The sequence below is a fragment of the Nocardioides sp. NPDC006273 genome (assembly GCF_040613495.1).
Taxonomy (GTDB): Bacteria; Actinomycetota; Actinomycetes; order Propionibacteriales; family Nocardioidaceae; genus Nocardioides.
The window spans coordinates 17368-32262 of the sequence record NZ_JBEXSD010000062.1; the positions used below are offsets into that span (position 1 = coordinate 17368).

Annotated in this window: 13 protein-coding genes; 10 read left to right on the forward strand and 3 right to left on the reverse strand. The window is 69.2% G+C overall.

The annotated features are described in order from the left end of the window. The first annotated feature begins 195 nt into the window (after window positions 1-195). The 7 genes from ABZZ22_RS22290 (at window position 196) to ABZZ22_RS22320 (ending at window position 9138) form a co-directional block, all read left to right on the forward strand. Window positions 196-2250, forward strand: a complete 2055-nt coding sequence (locus tag ABZZ22_RS22290) for a molybdopterin oxidoreductase family protein (RefSeq protein ID WP_354936042.1) — start codon at window positions 196-198, stop codon at window positions 2248-2250. After that, window positions 2247-3734 carry an FAD-dependent oxidoreductase gene (locus ABZZ22_RS22295; protein ID WP_354936045.1) on the forward strand — a complete coding sequence of 496 codons (1488 nt, stop codon included), beginning with the start codon at window positions 2247-2249 and terminating at the stop codon, window positions 3732-3734. Before ABZZ22_RS22290 ends, ABZZ22_RS22295 begins: the two co-directional genes overlap by 4 nt. After that, entirely contained in the window at window positions 3731-6358 is a 2628-nt protein-coding gene (nirB, locus tag ABZZ22_RS22300) for a nitrite reductase large subunit NirB (RefSeq protein WP_354936047.1), read from the forward strand. Before ABZZ22_RS22295 ends, nirB begins: the two co-directional genes overlap by 4 nt. Next, complete coding sequence (gene nirD, locus ABZZ22_RS22305) at window positions 6355-6714, forward strand: nitrite reductase small subunit NirD (protein WP_354936050.1); 360 nt, start codon at window positions 6355-6357, stop codon at window positions 6712-6714. Before nirB ends, nirD begins: the two co-directional genes overlap by 4 nt. 22 nt (window positions 6715-6736) lie before the next feature. Next, a complete protein-coding gene (locus ABZZ22_RS22310) occupies window positions 6737-7222 on the forward strand; it encodes a hypothetical protein (RefSeq protein WP_354936053.1) in 486 nt (161 codons plus the stop codon). An 84-nt stretch (window positions 7223-7306) separates the two neighbouring features. After that, window positions 7307-8461: a uroporphyrinogen-III synthase gene (locus tag ABZZ22_RS22315; RefSeq protein WP_354936056.1), complete on the forward strand. Its 1155-nt coding sequence runs from the start codon at window positions 7307-7309 to the stop codon at window positions 8459-8461. Continuing rightward, entirely contained in the window at window positions 8458-9138 is a 681-nt protein-coding gene (locus tag ABZZ22_RS22320; protein ID WP_354936059.1) for a CbiX/SirB N-terminal domain-containing protein, read from the forward strand. The genes ABZZ22_RS22315 and ABZZ22_RS22320 overlap by 4 nt, the downstream gene beginning before the upstream one ends. Before the next feature lie 255 nt (window positions 9139-9393). Here ABZZ22_RS22320 and argJ read toward each other — a convergent pair whose 3' ends face one another. Then, entirely contained in the window at window positions 9394-10542 is a 1149-nt protein-coding gene (argJ, locus tag ABZZ22_RS22325; protein ID WP_354936062.1) for a bifunctional glutamate N-acetyltransferase/amino-acid acetyltransferase ArgJ, read from the reverse strand. Window positions 10543-10604: 62 nt separating this feature from the next. Then, a complete protein-coding gene (locus tag ABZZ22_RS22330; RefSeq protein ID WP_292653083.1) occupies window positions 10605-11066 on the reverse strand; it encodes a hypothetical protein in 462 nt (153 codons plus the stop codon). A 331-nt stretch (window positions 11067-11397) separates the two neighbouring features. Between ABZZ22_RS22330 and ABZZ22_RS22335 the strand changes: the two genes are divergently transcribed. The 3 genes from ABZZ22_RS22335 (at window position 11398) to ABZZ22_RS22345 (ending at window position 14353) form a co-directional block, all read left to right on the forward strand. Beyond that, entirely contained in the window at window positions 11398-13239 is a 1842-nt protein-coding gene (locus tag ABZZ22_RS22335) for a phosphoenolpyruvate carboxykinase (GTP) (protein ID WP_354936065.1), read from the forward strand. A 182-nt stretch (window positions 13240-13421) separates the two neighbouring features. Continuing rightward, window positions 13422-13796 carry a DUF805 domain-containing protein gene (locus ABZZ22_RS22340; RefSeq protein WP_354936067.1) on the forward strand — a complete coding sequence of 125 codons (375 nt, stop codon included), beginning with the start codon at window positions 13422-13424 and terminating at the stop codon, window positions 13794-13796. Window positions 13797-13855: 59 nt separating this feature from the next. Further along, window positions 13856-14353 carry a PGPGW domain-containing protein gene (locus ABZZ22_RS22345; protein ID WP_354936070.1) on the forward strand — a complete coding sequence of 166 codons (498 nt, stop codon included), beginning with the start codon at window positions 13856-13858 and terminating at the stop codon, window positions 14351-14353. Between the two features lie 170 nt (window positions 14354-14523). On the opposite strand, the gene ABZZ22_RS22350 is transcribed toward ABZZ22_RS22345, so the two are convergent. Then, window positions 14524-14895 (reverse strand): hypothetical protein (locus tag ABZZ22_RS22350; protein WP_354936076.1); only part of this gene is annotated, 372 nt, incomplete at its 5' end.

Here is a 14895-nt window from a genome sequence, read left to right on the forward strand (position 1 = left end):
CCGAGTCTGTAGTTGTGGCGAAGCTCGATCGCCAGAACTACCCACTCGGTTCGCCAGAACTACAGATTCGGCAGCTGGGGTTGTGAGGTGGTGAGCGGAAGTTGACGGAAGGGGTACGGAGGGCCGGTCGGTGCGAAACGTCGACGCCGGAATGTAGGGGTTGCCCACCCCCGACCCGAAACGGTGTGAGTACGCGTGACCGACACCCACTGTCCTTACTGCAGCTTGCAGTGCGGGATGACCCTTTCACGCAAAGGGCCCCGCTTGGAGGTCGGTGTGCGATCCCAGAGGAATCGGCACAGTCCGGTGAACGAGGGTGCACTCTGCCGCAAGGGATGGACTGCGGCTGGGCTGCGCGGCAGCCGGGAGCGGCTCACCACGCCGATGGTTCGCGACCGGACGACGGGGGAGTGGAGCGCGGCGACGTGGGACGAGGCGCTCGACCTGATCGCCGCGAAGCTCGCCGAGCTGCGCGACGTCCATGGCGCCGATGCCAACGCCGTCTTCGGTGGGGGCGGGCTGACCAACGAGAAGGCGTACCAGCTCGGGAAGTTCGCCCGAGTCGCGCTCGGCACCTCCCAGATCGACTACAACGGTCGCTGGTGCATGTCCTCGGCGGCCTCGGCCGGCAACCAGGCCTTCGGCGTCGACCGCGGCCTGCCGTTCCCGTTGGCCGACATCGAGCAGACCGACGTCTGCGTGCTCGTCGGGTCCAACCTCGCCGAGACGATGCCGCCGGCGGCCCGCCACCTCGACCGGTTGCGCGAGAACGGCGGCAAGGTCGTCGTCATCGACCCGCGGCTGACCCCGACCGGCGAGCGTGCCGACCTCTTCCTCCAGCCCGTCCCCGGCACCGACCTGCCCCTCGCGCTCGGTGTGCTGCACCTGCTCGACGCCGCCGGCGCGGTCGACGAGGACTACATCGCCGAGCGCACCACAGGCTTCCAGGACGTACGCCGCTCCGTGGCTGCCTGGTGGCCGGAGATGGTCGAGCGGGTCAGTGGGGTCGAGGCCGCGCAGCTGCGTGAGCTCGCTTCCTTGCTGGTGAATGCGGAGAAGGTGATGGTCCTGACCGCGCGCGGCGCCGAGCAGCACGCTCAGGGCACCGCCACCGTCCTGGCCTGGCTCAACGTCGCCCTCGCCCTCGGCATGCCGGGGCGGCCCTTCTCCGGCTACGGCTGCCTGACCGGGCAGGGCAACGGCCAGGGCGGTCGCGAGCACGGTCAGAAGGCCGACCAGCTTCCGGGCTACCGGATGATCGACGACCCCGCGGCCCGCGTGCACGTGGCCGGAGTCTGGGGGATCGATCCGGAGACCCTCCCCGGCAAGGGCCGCTCCGCCTACGAGCTCCTCGACGCCCTCGGCACCCCCGACGGTCCCAAGAGCCTCCTGGTCTTCGGCTCCAACATCGTCGTCTCTGCCCCCAACGCCTCCAACGTCGTCTCACGCCTGGCAGACCTGGATCTGCTGGTCGTGGCCGACATGGTGATGAGCGAGACCGCCGCGCTCGCCGACGTGGTGCTGCCCGTGACCCAGTGGGCCGAGGAGACCGGCACCATGACCAACCTCGAGGGCCGGGTCATCCTGCGCAACCAGGCGATCAGCGCCCCCGACGGGGTCAGGAACGACCTCGACATCATCACCGGCCTCGCCAACCGTCTCGGTGCCGCCTCGACCTGGTCGACCGATCCGGAGGAGATCTTCACCGAGCTCCGCGCGGCGTCGAAGGGCGGCAAGGCCGACTACAGCGGCATCACCTACGACCGGATCCGCGACGAGGACGGCGTCTTCTGGCCCTGCCCGGAGGAGAGCGAGGGCACCCCGCGCCTCTTCGTCGACTCGTTCTTCCACCCCGACGGCCGGGCTCGTTTCGTCGACGTCGCCCACAGCGGTCCGGCGGAGGCGCCCTCGGCCGACTTCCCGCTGCATCTGACGACCGGCCGGGTCCTCGCCCAGTACCAGTCCGGTGCGCAGACCCGGCGGATGAAGGAGCTCCCGGACGAGGGCATCTTCGTCGAGCTCCACCCGCTGCTCGCGGACCGGGTCGGCGCCCACGACGGCGACCCCGTCGTCGTACGAACCGCTCGTGGGGAGCTGAAGGCGCCCGCGCGGATCGTGACCACCATCCGTCCCGACACCGTCTTCGTCCCGTTCCACTGGGTCGGCGCCAACAGGCTGACCAACGACGCCCTCGACCCCTCCAGCCGGATGCCGGAGTTCAAGGTCTGTGCCGCGGCGGTGACGGCATGAGCGAGAAGACCAGCGGCTCCGGCGGCTCGACCAGCGGTAGGCGGATCGTCGTCGTCGGCGGCGGCATGGCCGCGGCGCGGCTGGTCGAGGGGCTGGTCGCACGCGGCCTGGGCCCGCAGACGACCGTGCTCGCGGAGGAGCAGCACGCTCCGTACAACCGGATCCTGCTCTCCGCGGTGCTCGAGGGCACCCACCGCCCCGGGGCGCTCGCGCTGCGCGAGAAGCAGTGGTACGCCGACAAGGGAGTCGACCTGCGCCTGGACAGCCTCGTCGTCGACATCCACCGCGACAGACACGAGGTCGAGCTCGCCGACCGGACGACGGTTCCCTACGACCGGCTCATTCTCGCCACCGGGGCGATCCCGAGCCTGCCGCCGATCCGCGGCGTGGTGCGGATGGACGGATCGATGGACCCGCGGGTGCAAGCGTTCCGCAGCCTCGACGACTGTGGACGGCTGCTCGCTCTCCTCGACCGACAGAGCGTCCACGACCATCCGAGGCGCGCGGTGATCGTCGGTGGTGGTCTGCTCGGCCTGCAGGTCGCCCGAGCCCTGGCCGTCCGGGGGATCGAGACCGAGATCGTCGAGGGCCGCGACCACCTGCTCAGCAGCCAGGTCGGTGCCTCGGCCGGCAAGGTGCTCAAGCGGTCGATGGCCAAGCTCGGCACCCAGGTCTATCTCGGCGCCCGCGCGACCAGGCTGACGGGCGAGGGGCTCAAGCTCGACAACGGCTACACCCTCGAGACCGACCTGGTGGTGCTCACCGCCGGCGGCCGTCCGCGCGCCAACCTCGCCCGCCGCGCCGAGCTCACCGTCGACCGCGGCATCGTCGTCGATGATCAGCTGCGCAGCGTCGACGACCCCGACATCTACGCGATCGGCGACTGCGCCGAGCACGACTCGACCGTGACCGGCTTCGTCTCACCCGCCTGGGAGCAGGCCGGAATCCTCGCCGACGTCCTCGCCGGCAATCAGGCGACCTATTCAGGACACCGCGTCGTCGCCCGGCTGCGCGCCACCGACCTCGACGTCTGCGTCCTCGGCGAGCCCGAGAACGAGGCGGGGGAGGTCGTCGAGATCGCCAACCCGGTCAAAGGCACCCACCGCAAGCTCGTCGTACGCGACGGCCGCATCGTCGCCGGCGCGCTCGTCGGTGACCTGAGCAGGGTCGGCCTGATCACCCAGGCCTTCGACCGGCAGACGCTTCTCGGCGAGCACGAGGCGGGGCACCTGCTGCTGCCCGAGCCGTCCGCGACCGGTTCGTCAGGTGTGCCACAGCTCCCCGACGACGCGGAGATCTGCGCCTGCGCGGGCGTCGTCGCCGGTGCGATCCGGGCCTGCCAGTCCCTCGAGGACGTACGTGACACCACTCGTGCCACCACCGGATGCGGCGGCTGCGCGCCGACCGTCCGCCAACTTCTCGCCTCCCGCCAGACAAGTCAGCTCCCCAACAGTCCGCGCACAGTGGAAGGAACCCCGGCATGAGCCCTCACCTCCGTAGGAAGGTCGTCGTCGTCGGCCACGGCATGGTCGGTCACCGCTTCGTGACCGCCGCGATCGAGCGTGGTCTCACCGAGACCCACGACATCGTGGTGCTCGGTGAGGAGCCGCGCCCGGCGTACGACCGGGTCGCTCTGACCAGCTTCTTCGAGGTCGGCGCCGAGGCCCTCTCGTTCCTGCCCGAAGGCGTCTACGAGGATCCGAGGGTCACCCTTCGGACCAGCACGAGCGTCATCGAGATCGATCCTGCCGCGCAGACCGTGATGCTGGCTGACGGTGAGGAGATGGCGTACGACGAGCTGGTGCTCGCCACCGGAGCGGCACCGTTCGTGCCGCCGGTGCCGGGCTCGGAGCTCGAGAACGTCTTCGTCTACCGCACGATCGAGGATCTCGAGGCGATCCGGGAGGCCGCGAAGACCGCGAAGGTGGGGGCCGTGATCGGCGGCGGTCTCCTCGGGCTGGAGGCGGCCAACGCGCTGCACCAGCTCGGTGTCGAGACCCACGTGGTCGAGCTCGCGCCGCGGCTGATGGCCGTGCAGGTCGACGACGCCGGCGGCAACACGCTCAAGCGCCACATCGAGAAGCTCGGCCTCACCGTCCACACCGGCGTGATGACGGAGTCGATCGCGCCGGACGCTGTCGCCGAGATCTCCGTCTTGGACGAGGACGAGACCGGTGTGGTCGACGGCAAGGTCAGCGCCCTGAAGTTCAAGGACGTGGAGGAGTCCCTGCCGGTCGACATGATCGTATTCTCGGCCGGCATCCGGCCGCGTGACGCGCTCGCCCGCGCCGCCGGCCTGGACCTGGCCGAGCGCGGCGGCGTGCTGGTCGACGAGCAGTGTCGAAGCTCGGACGAGCACATCTGGGCGGTCGGCGAGTGCGCCGCCCCCGGCGGGAAGATGTACGGCCTGGTGGCCCCCGGCTACGACATGGCCGAGGTGGTCGCCGATGCGCTGCTCGGCGGTGCCGGCACGTTCGCCGGTGCCGACATGTCGACCAAGCTCAAGCTGCTCGGTGTCGACGTCGCGAGCTTCGGCGACGCGCACGGCACCACCGACGAGTGCCTCGAGCTCACCTACTCCGACGCCGTCACCGGGGTCTACAAGAAGCTGGTGATCAGCGAGGACGGCACCCGCCTGCTCGGCGGCGTGCTGGTCGGCGACGCGAGCGCCTACGGGCTGCTCCGCCCGATGGTCGCCTCAGGCATGGAGCTTCCGGAGAACCCGGAGGAGCTGATCCTCCCCCAGACCACGGGCGGTGGGGGAGCGATCCAGCTTCCGCCGGAGGCGCAGATCTGCTCCTGCAACGACGTCACCCGCGGCGACATCGAGGCGGCCGTCGACGACGGCTGCGAGAGCGCGGCGGAGGTCACCAAGGAGACCAAGGCCGGAAGCACCTGTGGTTCCTGCAAGGTGCAGGTGAAGAAGATCGTCGAGGACTACTTCACCGCCCAGGGCAAGACCGTCGACACGAGCCTGTGCGAGCACTTCAAGATGACCCGCGCCGAGCTCTTCGACGTGGTGCTGATCCACGGCTACAAGACCTTCGACCAGATCATCGAGGCCCACGGCACCGGGCGCGGCTGCGACCTGTGCAAGCCCGCCGTCGCGAGCATCCTGGCGAGCCAGCTCAACGGGCACGTGCTGGCCAAGGAGAACCGCAAGCTCCAGGACACCAACGACGCCTACCTGGCCAACCTCCAGAAGAACGGCTCCTACTCGGTCGTCCCGCGCATCCCCGGCGGCGAGATCACTCCCGAGGGCCTGATCGTGATCGGCGAGGTGGCCAAGGACTTCGGCCTCTACACCAAGATCACCGGCGGCCAGCGCATCGACATGTTCGGCGCCCGGATGGAGGACCTGCCGGCGATCTGGAAGCGCCTGGTCGACGCCGGGTTCGAGTCGGGCCACGCGTACGGGAAGTCGCTGCGTACCGTGAAGTCCTGCGTCGGCTCCACCTGGTGTCGCTACGGGGTCCAGGACTCCGTCGGCCTCGCGATCATGCTGGAGACCCGCTACCGCGGGCTGCGCTCGCCGCACAAGCTCAAGGGCGGCGTCTCCGGCTGCGCCCGCGAGTGCGCGGAGGCCCGCGGCAAGGACTTCGGTGTCATCGCCACCGAGAAGGGCTGGAACCTGTACGTCGGGGGCAACGGTGGCGCCATCCCCGCCCACGCACAGCTGCTCGCCGGTGACCTGACCACCGAGGAGCTCGTCCGCTACCTCGACCGCTTCCTCATGTACTACGTACGCACCGCCGACCGTCTCCAGCGCACCTCGACCTGGATCGACTCCCTGGAGGGCGGCCTGGACCGGGTGCGCGAGGTCGTGGTCGACGACGTGCTCGGCCTGGGCACCGAGCTCGAGGCCGCGATGGTGCACCACACCGAGACCTACTTCGACGAGTGGAAGGCGACGCTGGAGGACCCCGAGAAGCTGCGTCGCTTCGTCTCCTTCGTCAACGCTCCCGACATTCCGGATCCCAACATCTCCTTCGGGTCGGCGCGTGGCCAGATCATCCCGGAGGTCGGCGAGGAGCCCGCCGCGATCGGCCCCGTCTCGCTCGGTGCGTCCATCCCTGTCGGTATGCCCACCCTGGAGGAGTCGCGATGAGTGCTGATCAGCTGAGTGCCGGCCAGACCGTCACGTACATCTCGGTCTGTCGCCTCGACGACATCGACCCCGAGACCGGCGTCGCCGCGCTGGTCAGAGGGGAGGCGGTGGCTGTCTTCCGCACCCTGGACGACCGGGTCTTCGCGCTGTCCAACTACGACCCGTACGGTCACGCCTCGGTGCTGGCCCGCGGGATCGTCGGGACGCGTGGAGAGGTGCCGTTCGTGGCGTCGCCGCTGCTCAAGCAGCCGTTCTCGCTCGAGAGCGGCCAGTGTCTCGACGATCCGTCGGTGGCGGTCGCCACGTACGAGGTCGACGTCGTCGACGGTGAGGTACGCATCGGGGCGCGTCGCTGACGGCGCCCACTAGGGTGGCGTCATGAGCGTTCCTGTTCTCGAGGCCAAGGTGTCCGCCATGCCATGGCAGACGCGTCGCTGGGTCAGCGTGGTCGTGTCGCTGGCGCTGACCCCGCTCGGCCTCGCGCTGGTGATGACCGGCGGATATCGCCACGCCATCGACGCCGTCAGGCTCGACACCTCCGTCGTCGGTGTCGCCCTGGTGCTGGTGGGGGTGCTGTTGCTCTTCGTGGTGGCGGTTGCCGGCAGCATCGCCGGTATCGGCCCGATCGTCGCCGGGGCGGTCTACGGCGGGTTCGGGCTGATCTCGCTCTTCTCCCAGGAGATCCTGTGGAACCTGACGGATCTCGTCGGCATCCAGGCACTCCAGTACGGCGTGTTCAGCTACTACGGCGTCCTGCTGCCGGCCGTCGGAGCGCTCCTGATCGGCGCCGGCCTGTCCGGCCGGTGGAGTCGCGAGACGGGCGAGAGCGCGAGCGGCCACTCCGGGCCAATCGTCGAGCTGTAGAGCCGTGAGGCCGTGAGGGAAAGTTAGCGCAGGCGATTCGAGCAGCCCGCGTACGCCGAAATCCGGCTGCCGCAAGGTGGAAGCATGGCGGTGCAGGAGGCGCAGGAGATCTACGATGCAGATGTGGACACTGGCGCGCTGAGCGGCTTCCGCGTCGGGGTGACCGCCGCGCGGAAGGCCGAGGAGCAGATCAAGCTGCTCGAAAGGCGTGGCGCTCACGTGGTGTGGGCGCCCGCGCTCTCCGTCGACCCCAACCGGGTCGACGCCGGTGCGCTGCGCGCAGTGACCGAGCAGATCATCGGTCAACGCGTCGACATGTTCCTGGCGACGACCGGCATCGGGACCCGGGCGTGGTTCGACGCCGCCGAGGAGTGGGGGTTGATCGAGCCGCTCCTGGCGACGCTCGGCAGCGCCGAGATCCTGGCGCGCGGCCCGAAGTCGGTCGGGGCGCTGCGGCGTCGCGGGCTGCGCGAGCTGTGGGCGCCCGAGTCGGAGGAGTTCGACGACGTCCTGGAGCACCTGCGGGGTCGCGACCTGACCGGCAAGCGGATCGTGGTGCAGGAGCACGGGCAGTCGCTCTCGATGGTCGCGCACGCGCTGACCCGGCAGGGCGCCGAGGTCATCAACGTGATCGTCTACCGGGTCGAGTCGGCGGCCGATCCGGAGCCGGTTTTCCGGCTGGTCGAGACGTTGGCCGACGGCGAGCTGGACGCGGTCACCTTCACCTCCGCACCGGCCGTGGCCGCGTTCATGCAGGCGGCCGGGTCGGTCGGCCTCCGGGACGAGGTCGTCGCGGCGTTCCAGGCCGACGTGGTCGCGGCCTGTGTCGGGCCGGTGACCGCAGCCGCCTTCGAGATGTGGGGCGTGCCGACGATGATTCCCGACCGTTCCCGCACCGCAGCCCTGGTCAAGATGCTCGAGACCGAGCTGCCGCTGCGCCGCGAGGGCCTGCTGATCGAGCTGGCCGGGGGTCACCAGCTGCTGCTGCACGACGACGCGGTGATCCTCGACGGCGCCGAGGTGAAGCTCTCGCCAGCCCCCGCGGCGGTCCTGAGCGCGCTCGTCGCCATCCCCGGCAACGTCGTCTCCCGCCCGGCGCTGCTGGCGATGCTGCCCTCGGGCACGGCCGGATCCGAGCACGCCGTGGAGATGGCGGTCGCCCGGCTCCGGTCCGCACTCGGGACGAAGGCCGTCCAGACCGTCGTCAAGCGCGGCTACCGGTTGGCGGTGGCCTCATGAGACTCGTCGTCGTCGCCCACGGCACCCGGCAGCTGCTCGGCAACGCGGTCGCCTCGGTCATCGCCAAGCGCGCCGGTCGCATGCTGGGGATGGAGTCGAAAGCGGCGTACGTCGAGCTCTGCGAGCCGCTGCTGACCGACGTCCTGGCTGACGGCCAGCCGTCGGTCGTGGTCCCGCTGCTGCTCTCGACCGGCTATCACATCAACGTCGACCTGCCGCGTGCCGCCGAAGGACTCCCGGTGACCATGGGCCGTGCCCTCGGGCCGGACCCGCTGCTCGCGTCCGCGCAGGCATCCCGGCTGGTCGCGGCGGGGGTCTCGCCGGGCCGGCCGGTGGTCCTGGTCGCCGCAGGTTCCAACGACCCCGCGGCCAGCGCCGACATCGCGGCCGCCGGCCTGATGCTGGAGGACGCGTGGGGCGGCCCGGTCCGGGTCGCCACCGTCTCCGGCTCCGGCGCTCCACCCGTCACCGAGGCCGTACGCCCCGGCGACGCCGTCTCACCCTACTTGCTCGCCCCCGGCTTCTTCTCCGACATGGTCCGGGTCCGCGCCGAGGCCGCCGGCGCCGAGACCGTCGCCGACGTCATCGGGCCGCATCCGGACGTGGTCGAGCTCGTCGTACGCCGCGCCTCAGCCCTTCTCAGCGATGCCGGCGGTGGGACGGCGCGGGTCGGGTAGTCGGGGAGTGGTGCGGGGGATGTTGACCGAGTTACCTCGGTGAGCATCCGCCCGTATGCCTGCCCGCCAACCACCTGCCCCTGGCCGTCGAGGTCCACAACGGCAACCACCCCGACGCCGACGTGCCCGAGGGTGTATGTCCGCCGAGGTACGTCGGTGAGCGGTCGCCTTGTTCGTGGAGTTCCGCGCGGGGAGTGAGTGTTCACCGAGTTACCTCGGTCAACATCCACCCACCCCCACCTCCGCCGAGGACCCTCAGGTCGTGTAGTCCGCGTTGATGCGGATGTAGCCGTCGGTGAGGTCGCAGCCGTAGACCGTGAACTGGCCCGAGGCGATGCCGAGGTCGACCTCGATCGACACATCATCCCCGGAAAGATAAGTCGACAAATCTGCCAATAGATTTGCCGAGACCTGGGCGGGGTAGGTCTCGGTGCCGCCGAAGGCGATGCGTACGTGCTCGGGGGAGATGTCGGTCTCCTCATGGAGCTTACCGATGGCCATCGCGACGCGGCCCCAGTTGGGGTCGGCGCCGTGGACGGCGGTCTTGACCAGCGGTGAGTTGACGATGGCCTTGCCGACCCGCTTGGCCTGGGCGTCGTCGCGGGCGCCGCCGACCGAGACCGTGATCAGCTTGGAGGCGCCTTCACCGTCGGAGGCGATCTTCTTCACCAGTGCCAGCGCGGCGTCGTAGAGCGCGGCCTCGAACTCACCGAGATCTACCGCCCCTGCCGTTCCGGAGGCGAAGATCGCGGCCGTGTCCGAGGTGGAGGTGTCGGTGTCGATCGAGACGGCGTTGTAGGTGCGGTCGACGACCCGGCGGAAGGCGGCGTCGAGATCGGCGGCGGGCACCGCGGCGTCGGTGAAGAAGTAGGTCAGCATCGTGGCCATGTCGGGCTCGAGCATGCCGACACCCTTGGCGATCCCCGTGATCGTCGCTGCGCCGACCGTCCGGGTCTCGATCTTGGCGACCGTGTCGGTCGTCATGATCGCCGCCGCGGCGGCCCCGAAGTCGGCCTCGACGGCGGTCCCGGCGAGCTTCTCGAGACCGGGGGTGAGCACGTCCATCGGGTACTGCACACCGATCACCCCGGTCGAGGCGACCAGCAGCTCCTCGGGGCGTACGCCGACGACCTCGGCCGCCAGGCGGCGTACCTCCGCTGCGTTGGCCTCGCCGGTCGGGCCGGTCGCGACGTTCGCGTTCTTCGAGACGGTCACCATCCCGCGGAACGCGGAGACGTCCGCGGACCGGGAGAGCAGCACCGAGGCGCCGGCGAAGCGGGATCGGGTGAAGACCGCGGCGCTCGTGACTGAGCCTGAGGGGGCGGCGACGACCGCGAAGTCGTCAGCGCCCTCCTTCAGGCCGAGGTTGGCGGTGACACCGATGAATCCAGCAGGCTGCGACATAGCCGGATTCTATGCGGCACGGCTGGCGACACTGAGAGCATCTCGCCCCCGCGGCCACCGACTCAGGCCCGAACCCACGCGAACGCGGCGGCCTCCAGGATCATCCAGGACCGAAGTACGCGCCCCACGAAGGTGATCGCGACGAAGAGCATCAGGTTGGCCTTGAGCGTGCCGTAGATGACCGCGAGGATCGCGAGGGGCGGAAGCCCGCTGAGGGCGGCGACCGCGAGCAGCCCGCCGGCGTAGGCGGGTCGTCCCTGCGTACGCCGCTCCCACTTCTCCATCCGGAGCTGCCACTTCTCGCACGCCATCTTCTTGCGGACGAAGGGGAGGGCGGTGGTGCCCTGGCCGGCGTAGTACCAGACGACCTTGGAGCTGGTCTGGCCGATTCCTGCCACCAGAGCCAGGATCAGGGCGGAGAAGGTCAGGTTCGAGGCGGCCACCGCGAGGTAGGTCTCGAAGTTGATGACAGGGAAGAGGCCTCCGGTGAAGGAGGCGGCGAAGGTCCCGAGAATGAGTTCCATCAGCCGGCCTCTGGCCCGTTCGGCGATTGAAACAATTCAACGAATGTGTGTTGGGGGATCACTTGCGAAATCCTAGATGTAATCCGTGTCACGGTGCGACATCAGGCGTCACATCCACATTACGGACCGGTCGCCGAAATGAGTCCTTTGTCACTTAAACATGGGGTTACGAGGGTCTCAGGACCGGCTGTCGGAACATCGCCTGCGGTTGGATCGATCAATTGTCCAGGCTCGTGATCGATGACCCACTCTGGTGCACGGTACCCCGGTTGGAGCCCTCTTCAACTGGGGTAACGTGCCTGCAATCGGCGAAACTTTGAAGGGTGTCGGAATGGTTGACGTGGACAAGGTCCTCGATGAGGCGGGGCTGACGAATCCTCATGTGCGGGAGTACGTCTCCTACTGGGCAGGGGTGACCGGGGCCGAGCGGATCGAGGTCGTCAGCGCAGCCGACGACGAGCGGCTCCTTCAGGAGTCGCTGGAGGCCGGCGAGCTGCTCCCTGTCACGGGCGGCCGCTACTACAGCCGTTCCTACAGCAAGGACACCGCGCGCTCCGAGGAGCGCACCGTGGTCGCCACCTCCAACCCGGAGGACAAGGGCGTCTACAACAACTGGAAGCCTGCCGACGAGACCGTCAAGACGCTCACCGAGCGCATGACCGGTGCCTCGAAGGGCAAGACGATGTACGTCATTCCCTACCTGATGGCTCCGGTCGGCTCGCCCCTGGAGGCGTACGCCGCAGGTGTCGAGCTCACCGACAGCCGCCCGGTCGTGCAGCAGATGATCCGGATGGCGCGCGTCGGCATCGACTACATCAACGATCTCGCAGACCCGAGCTCCTTCGTCCGTGCGGTGCACGTGACCGGCGACCTGCCCAACCTCGGTCAGGGCACCGACGACGACCAGCGTCTGTTCGCGACGGTCGCCGACCAGCGCACGATCCTTCACTACGGCTCCTCCTACGGCGGCAACGCGCTGCTGGGCAAGATCGCCCACGGCCTGCGTCAGGCCTGCTACGACGGCCGCGCCTCCGGCAAGTTCCTCGCCGAGCAGTTCCTGCTGCTGGGCATCAAGGACAAGGAGTCCGGCGAGGAGTTCCACGTCGTCGGCGGTTTCCCGTCCGCCTCCGGCAAGACCAACCTCTCGATGACGCTCTCGCCCGACGCCCTCGGTGAGCGTTACGAGGTCACGTTCTACGGCGACGACATCGCCTGGATCTGGGTCGGCGAGGACGGCAAGCTCCGCGCCTTCAACCCGGAGAACGGCGTCTTCGGCGTCGCCAAGGACACCAACGAGAAGACCAACCCGGGCGCCGTCCAGGCGATCCTGCCGGGCTCGGGCGCGATCTTCACCAACGTCGCCTACAACGAGAAGACCCAGGAGGTCTGGTGGGAGGGGCTCACCAAGCACCACCCGGACGACCTCGACGGCTGGATCGACTGGAAGGGCGAGCGCATCGCCGACCGGATCGACGACGAGCTGGGCGACCCGTGGGCCCACCCCAACTCCCGCTTCACCACGCCGATCTCGCACGTTCCCAACGCGGCGCCCGACTTCGACGACGCCGCCGGCGTGCCGATCGACGCGATCATCTTCGGTGGCCGCACCCGTGACCGCGAGCCGCTGATCCGGGCGATCACCGACGTGGCCGAGGGCGTCTACGACGGCCTCACCCTGGGCGCCGAGGCGACCGCCGCGGCCGACGGTCTCGAGGGTGTGCTGCGCTACGACCCGATGTCGATGCGCCCGTTCCTCGCCTACGAGGAGGGCGACTACGCCCGCCACTGGCTGAAGATCATCGGTGAGGCCACCGACAAGCCGGTCTTCGCCCACGTCAACTGGTTCCAGCGTGACGCGGAGGACGGTCACTTCCTGTGGCCCGGATACCGCGAGAACGTGCGCGCGCTGCTGTGGCTGCTGCAGTTCAAGAAGGGTGAGGTCAAGGGCCAGCAGAGTCCCGTCGGCGTCATCCCGACCGAGGACGAGCTCGACCTGCGCGGCCTCGACCTGCCGCAGCGCGACCTCGACCGGATCCTCACCCTCGACCTGAAGCGTTGGCGGCAGGAGATGGGCTTCCGCGAGAAGCACCTCCAGCAGTTCAAGCTGCCCGAGGAGATCTGGGAGGCCCACAAGCGCGTGGCCGCTGCCATCGACGAGGCCGCTCAGGCCTGACGTTTCTTCGCTCGTCGAGCTTGTCGAGACCGGGGCGGCGTACGGAATCTCTTTCCGTACGCCGCCACTGTTGTTTCTGTCTGCGTCTGTTTCCTGCGGGAAGATGAACTTTGCCCGGATTTGGGACATATGCCCGGGCAGACATTTACGTAGCCGATCTCGCCCACCTAAGGTCTCTGCCCGTGACGATCCCCCTGGACCAGCCGCTTCGTGCTGCCTCGATCACCGAGGCGTACACGCGGTTCTGGAAGAAGTACGCGACATTCTCGGGTCGCGCCAGTCGCACTGAGCTGCTCTGGCCGATGCTCGTGAACCTTCTGATGCTCATCGTCGTGGTGCTGGCGCGCGACGAGGTGGTGAGCGTCGTGGTCGGTCTCTACGCGCTCGCCGCGTTCGTTCCGACCATCGCGCTGGGCACGCGCCGGCTGCACGACATCAACCGATCCGGGTGGTGGCAGCTGGTCCTGATCGTGCCGGTGGTCGGCGACATCGTCCTCGCGGTGCTGTGGCTGACCTTCCCGAGCCCGGAGGGCGTCAAGTACGACTTGGCCGCATGAACGCCAGTAAAATCCGCCTGGCTGTTCTCGGAGTTGGCCCGGAATGGCAGGCTATGGGCATGAAGTCCCTCGCAGGAGCCGCAGCGAAGCGGCTCGCCTTCGAGACGGTCGGGTGGCTGCTCGTGGTCGCCGGGATCGCCGCGATGGTGCTGCCGGGTCCCGGACTGTTGATGCTCTTCGGTGGTCTGGCCGTGCTCTCCCGTCAGTACGCGTGGGCTCGCCGCTACGTCGAGCCGGTCCGTCTCCGAGCTCTGCGCGGGGCTGCCGAGGGCGTGGAGACCTGGCCGCGGATCATCCTGTCGACGCTCGGTGCGCTCTCCATCGCTGCGGTCGGCATCGTCTTCCTGATCAGCCCGCCGGCCCCGCACTGGTGGCCGCTCGAGGCGACCTTCTGGCTGCTCGGTGGCACCTGGACCGGCATCACGCTGCTCGCGTCGTGCGGCATCGCCCTCGGCGTCCTGGCGTACTCCTACAAGCGCTTCCACAACCACCCCGACGCTCGCCACCAGCTCGACGAGGTCATCGAGCACTCGGGCGAGATGAACAAGGTCGCCTGACCGTCGGTCGCGTTCCAGGCCTACGTGCTCAGCGGCTCCCGTCTACGCCGGCGTCCGTCCGAACCGGGCGAACGAAAATTCGTTCGCCCCCGACACGCCAAGCCGCCGCCTCCATCTACGGCATGCTGACCGTGGAGAGGCGGCGACTCATTTGCGAACTGCTCGGCCTGCTAGGGCTTGCGGCCGTTCTTGTCGGTGCCGGACCCGTCGCCCTGCGGCGCGTTCGGGGCCCAGCCGCGGGACGCGTTCGGGTCCAAGACGTCGCTTGCGGTCTCGGTCCAGTCGTCGCTGTAGTCGGCCTGCCAGTCCTGGTCCTGGCTGCCCCGCTTGTCGTTCTTCTTCCCGCCGCGGCCACCGGCTCCTCCGGCCCCGCCACGTCCACCGCGGCTGCCCGCTCCGGTCGCACCGCCTCGGGCGCCGGCACCTCGGCCTCCAGCCGCGCCGCCGCGCGCGCCCGCAGATCGGAAGAGCCCCGTGCCCTCCGCGGAGGTCTCGCAGATGCGGGCAGCGTTCGCCACGAACGCGAGCATCGGCGTACGCCC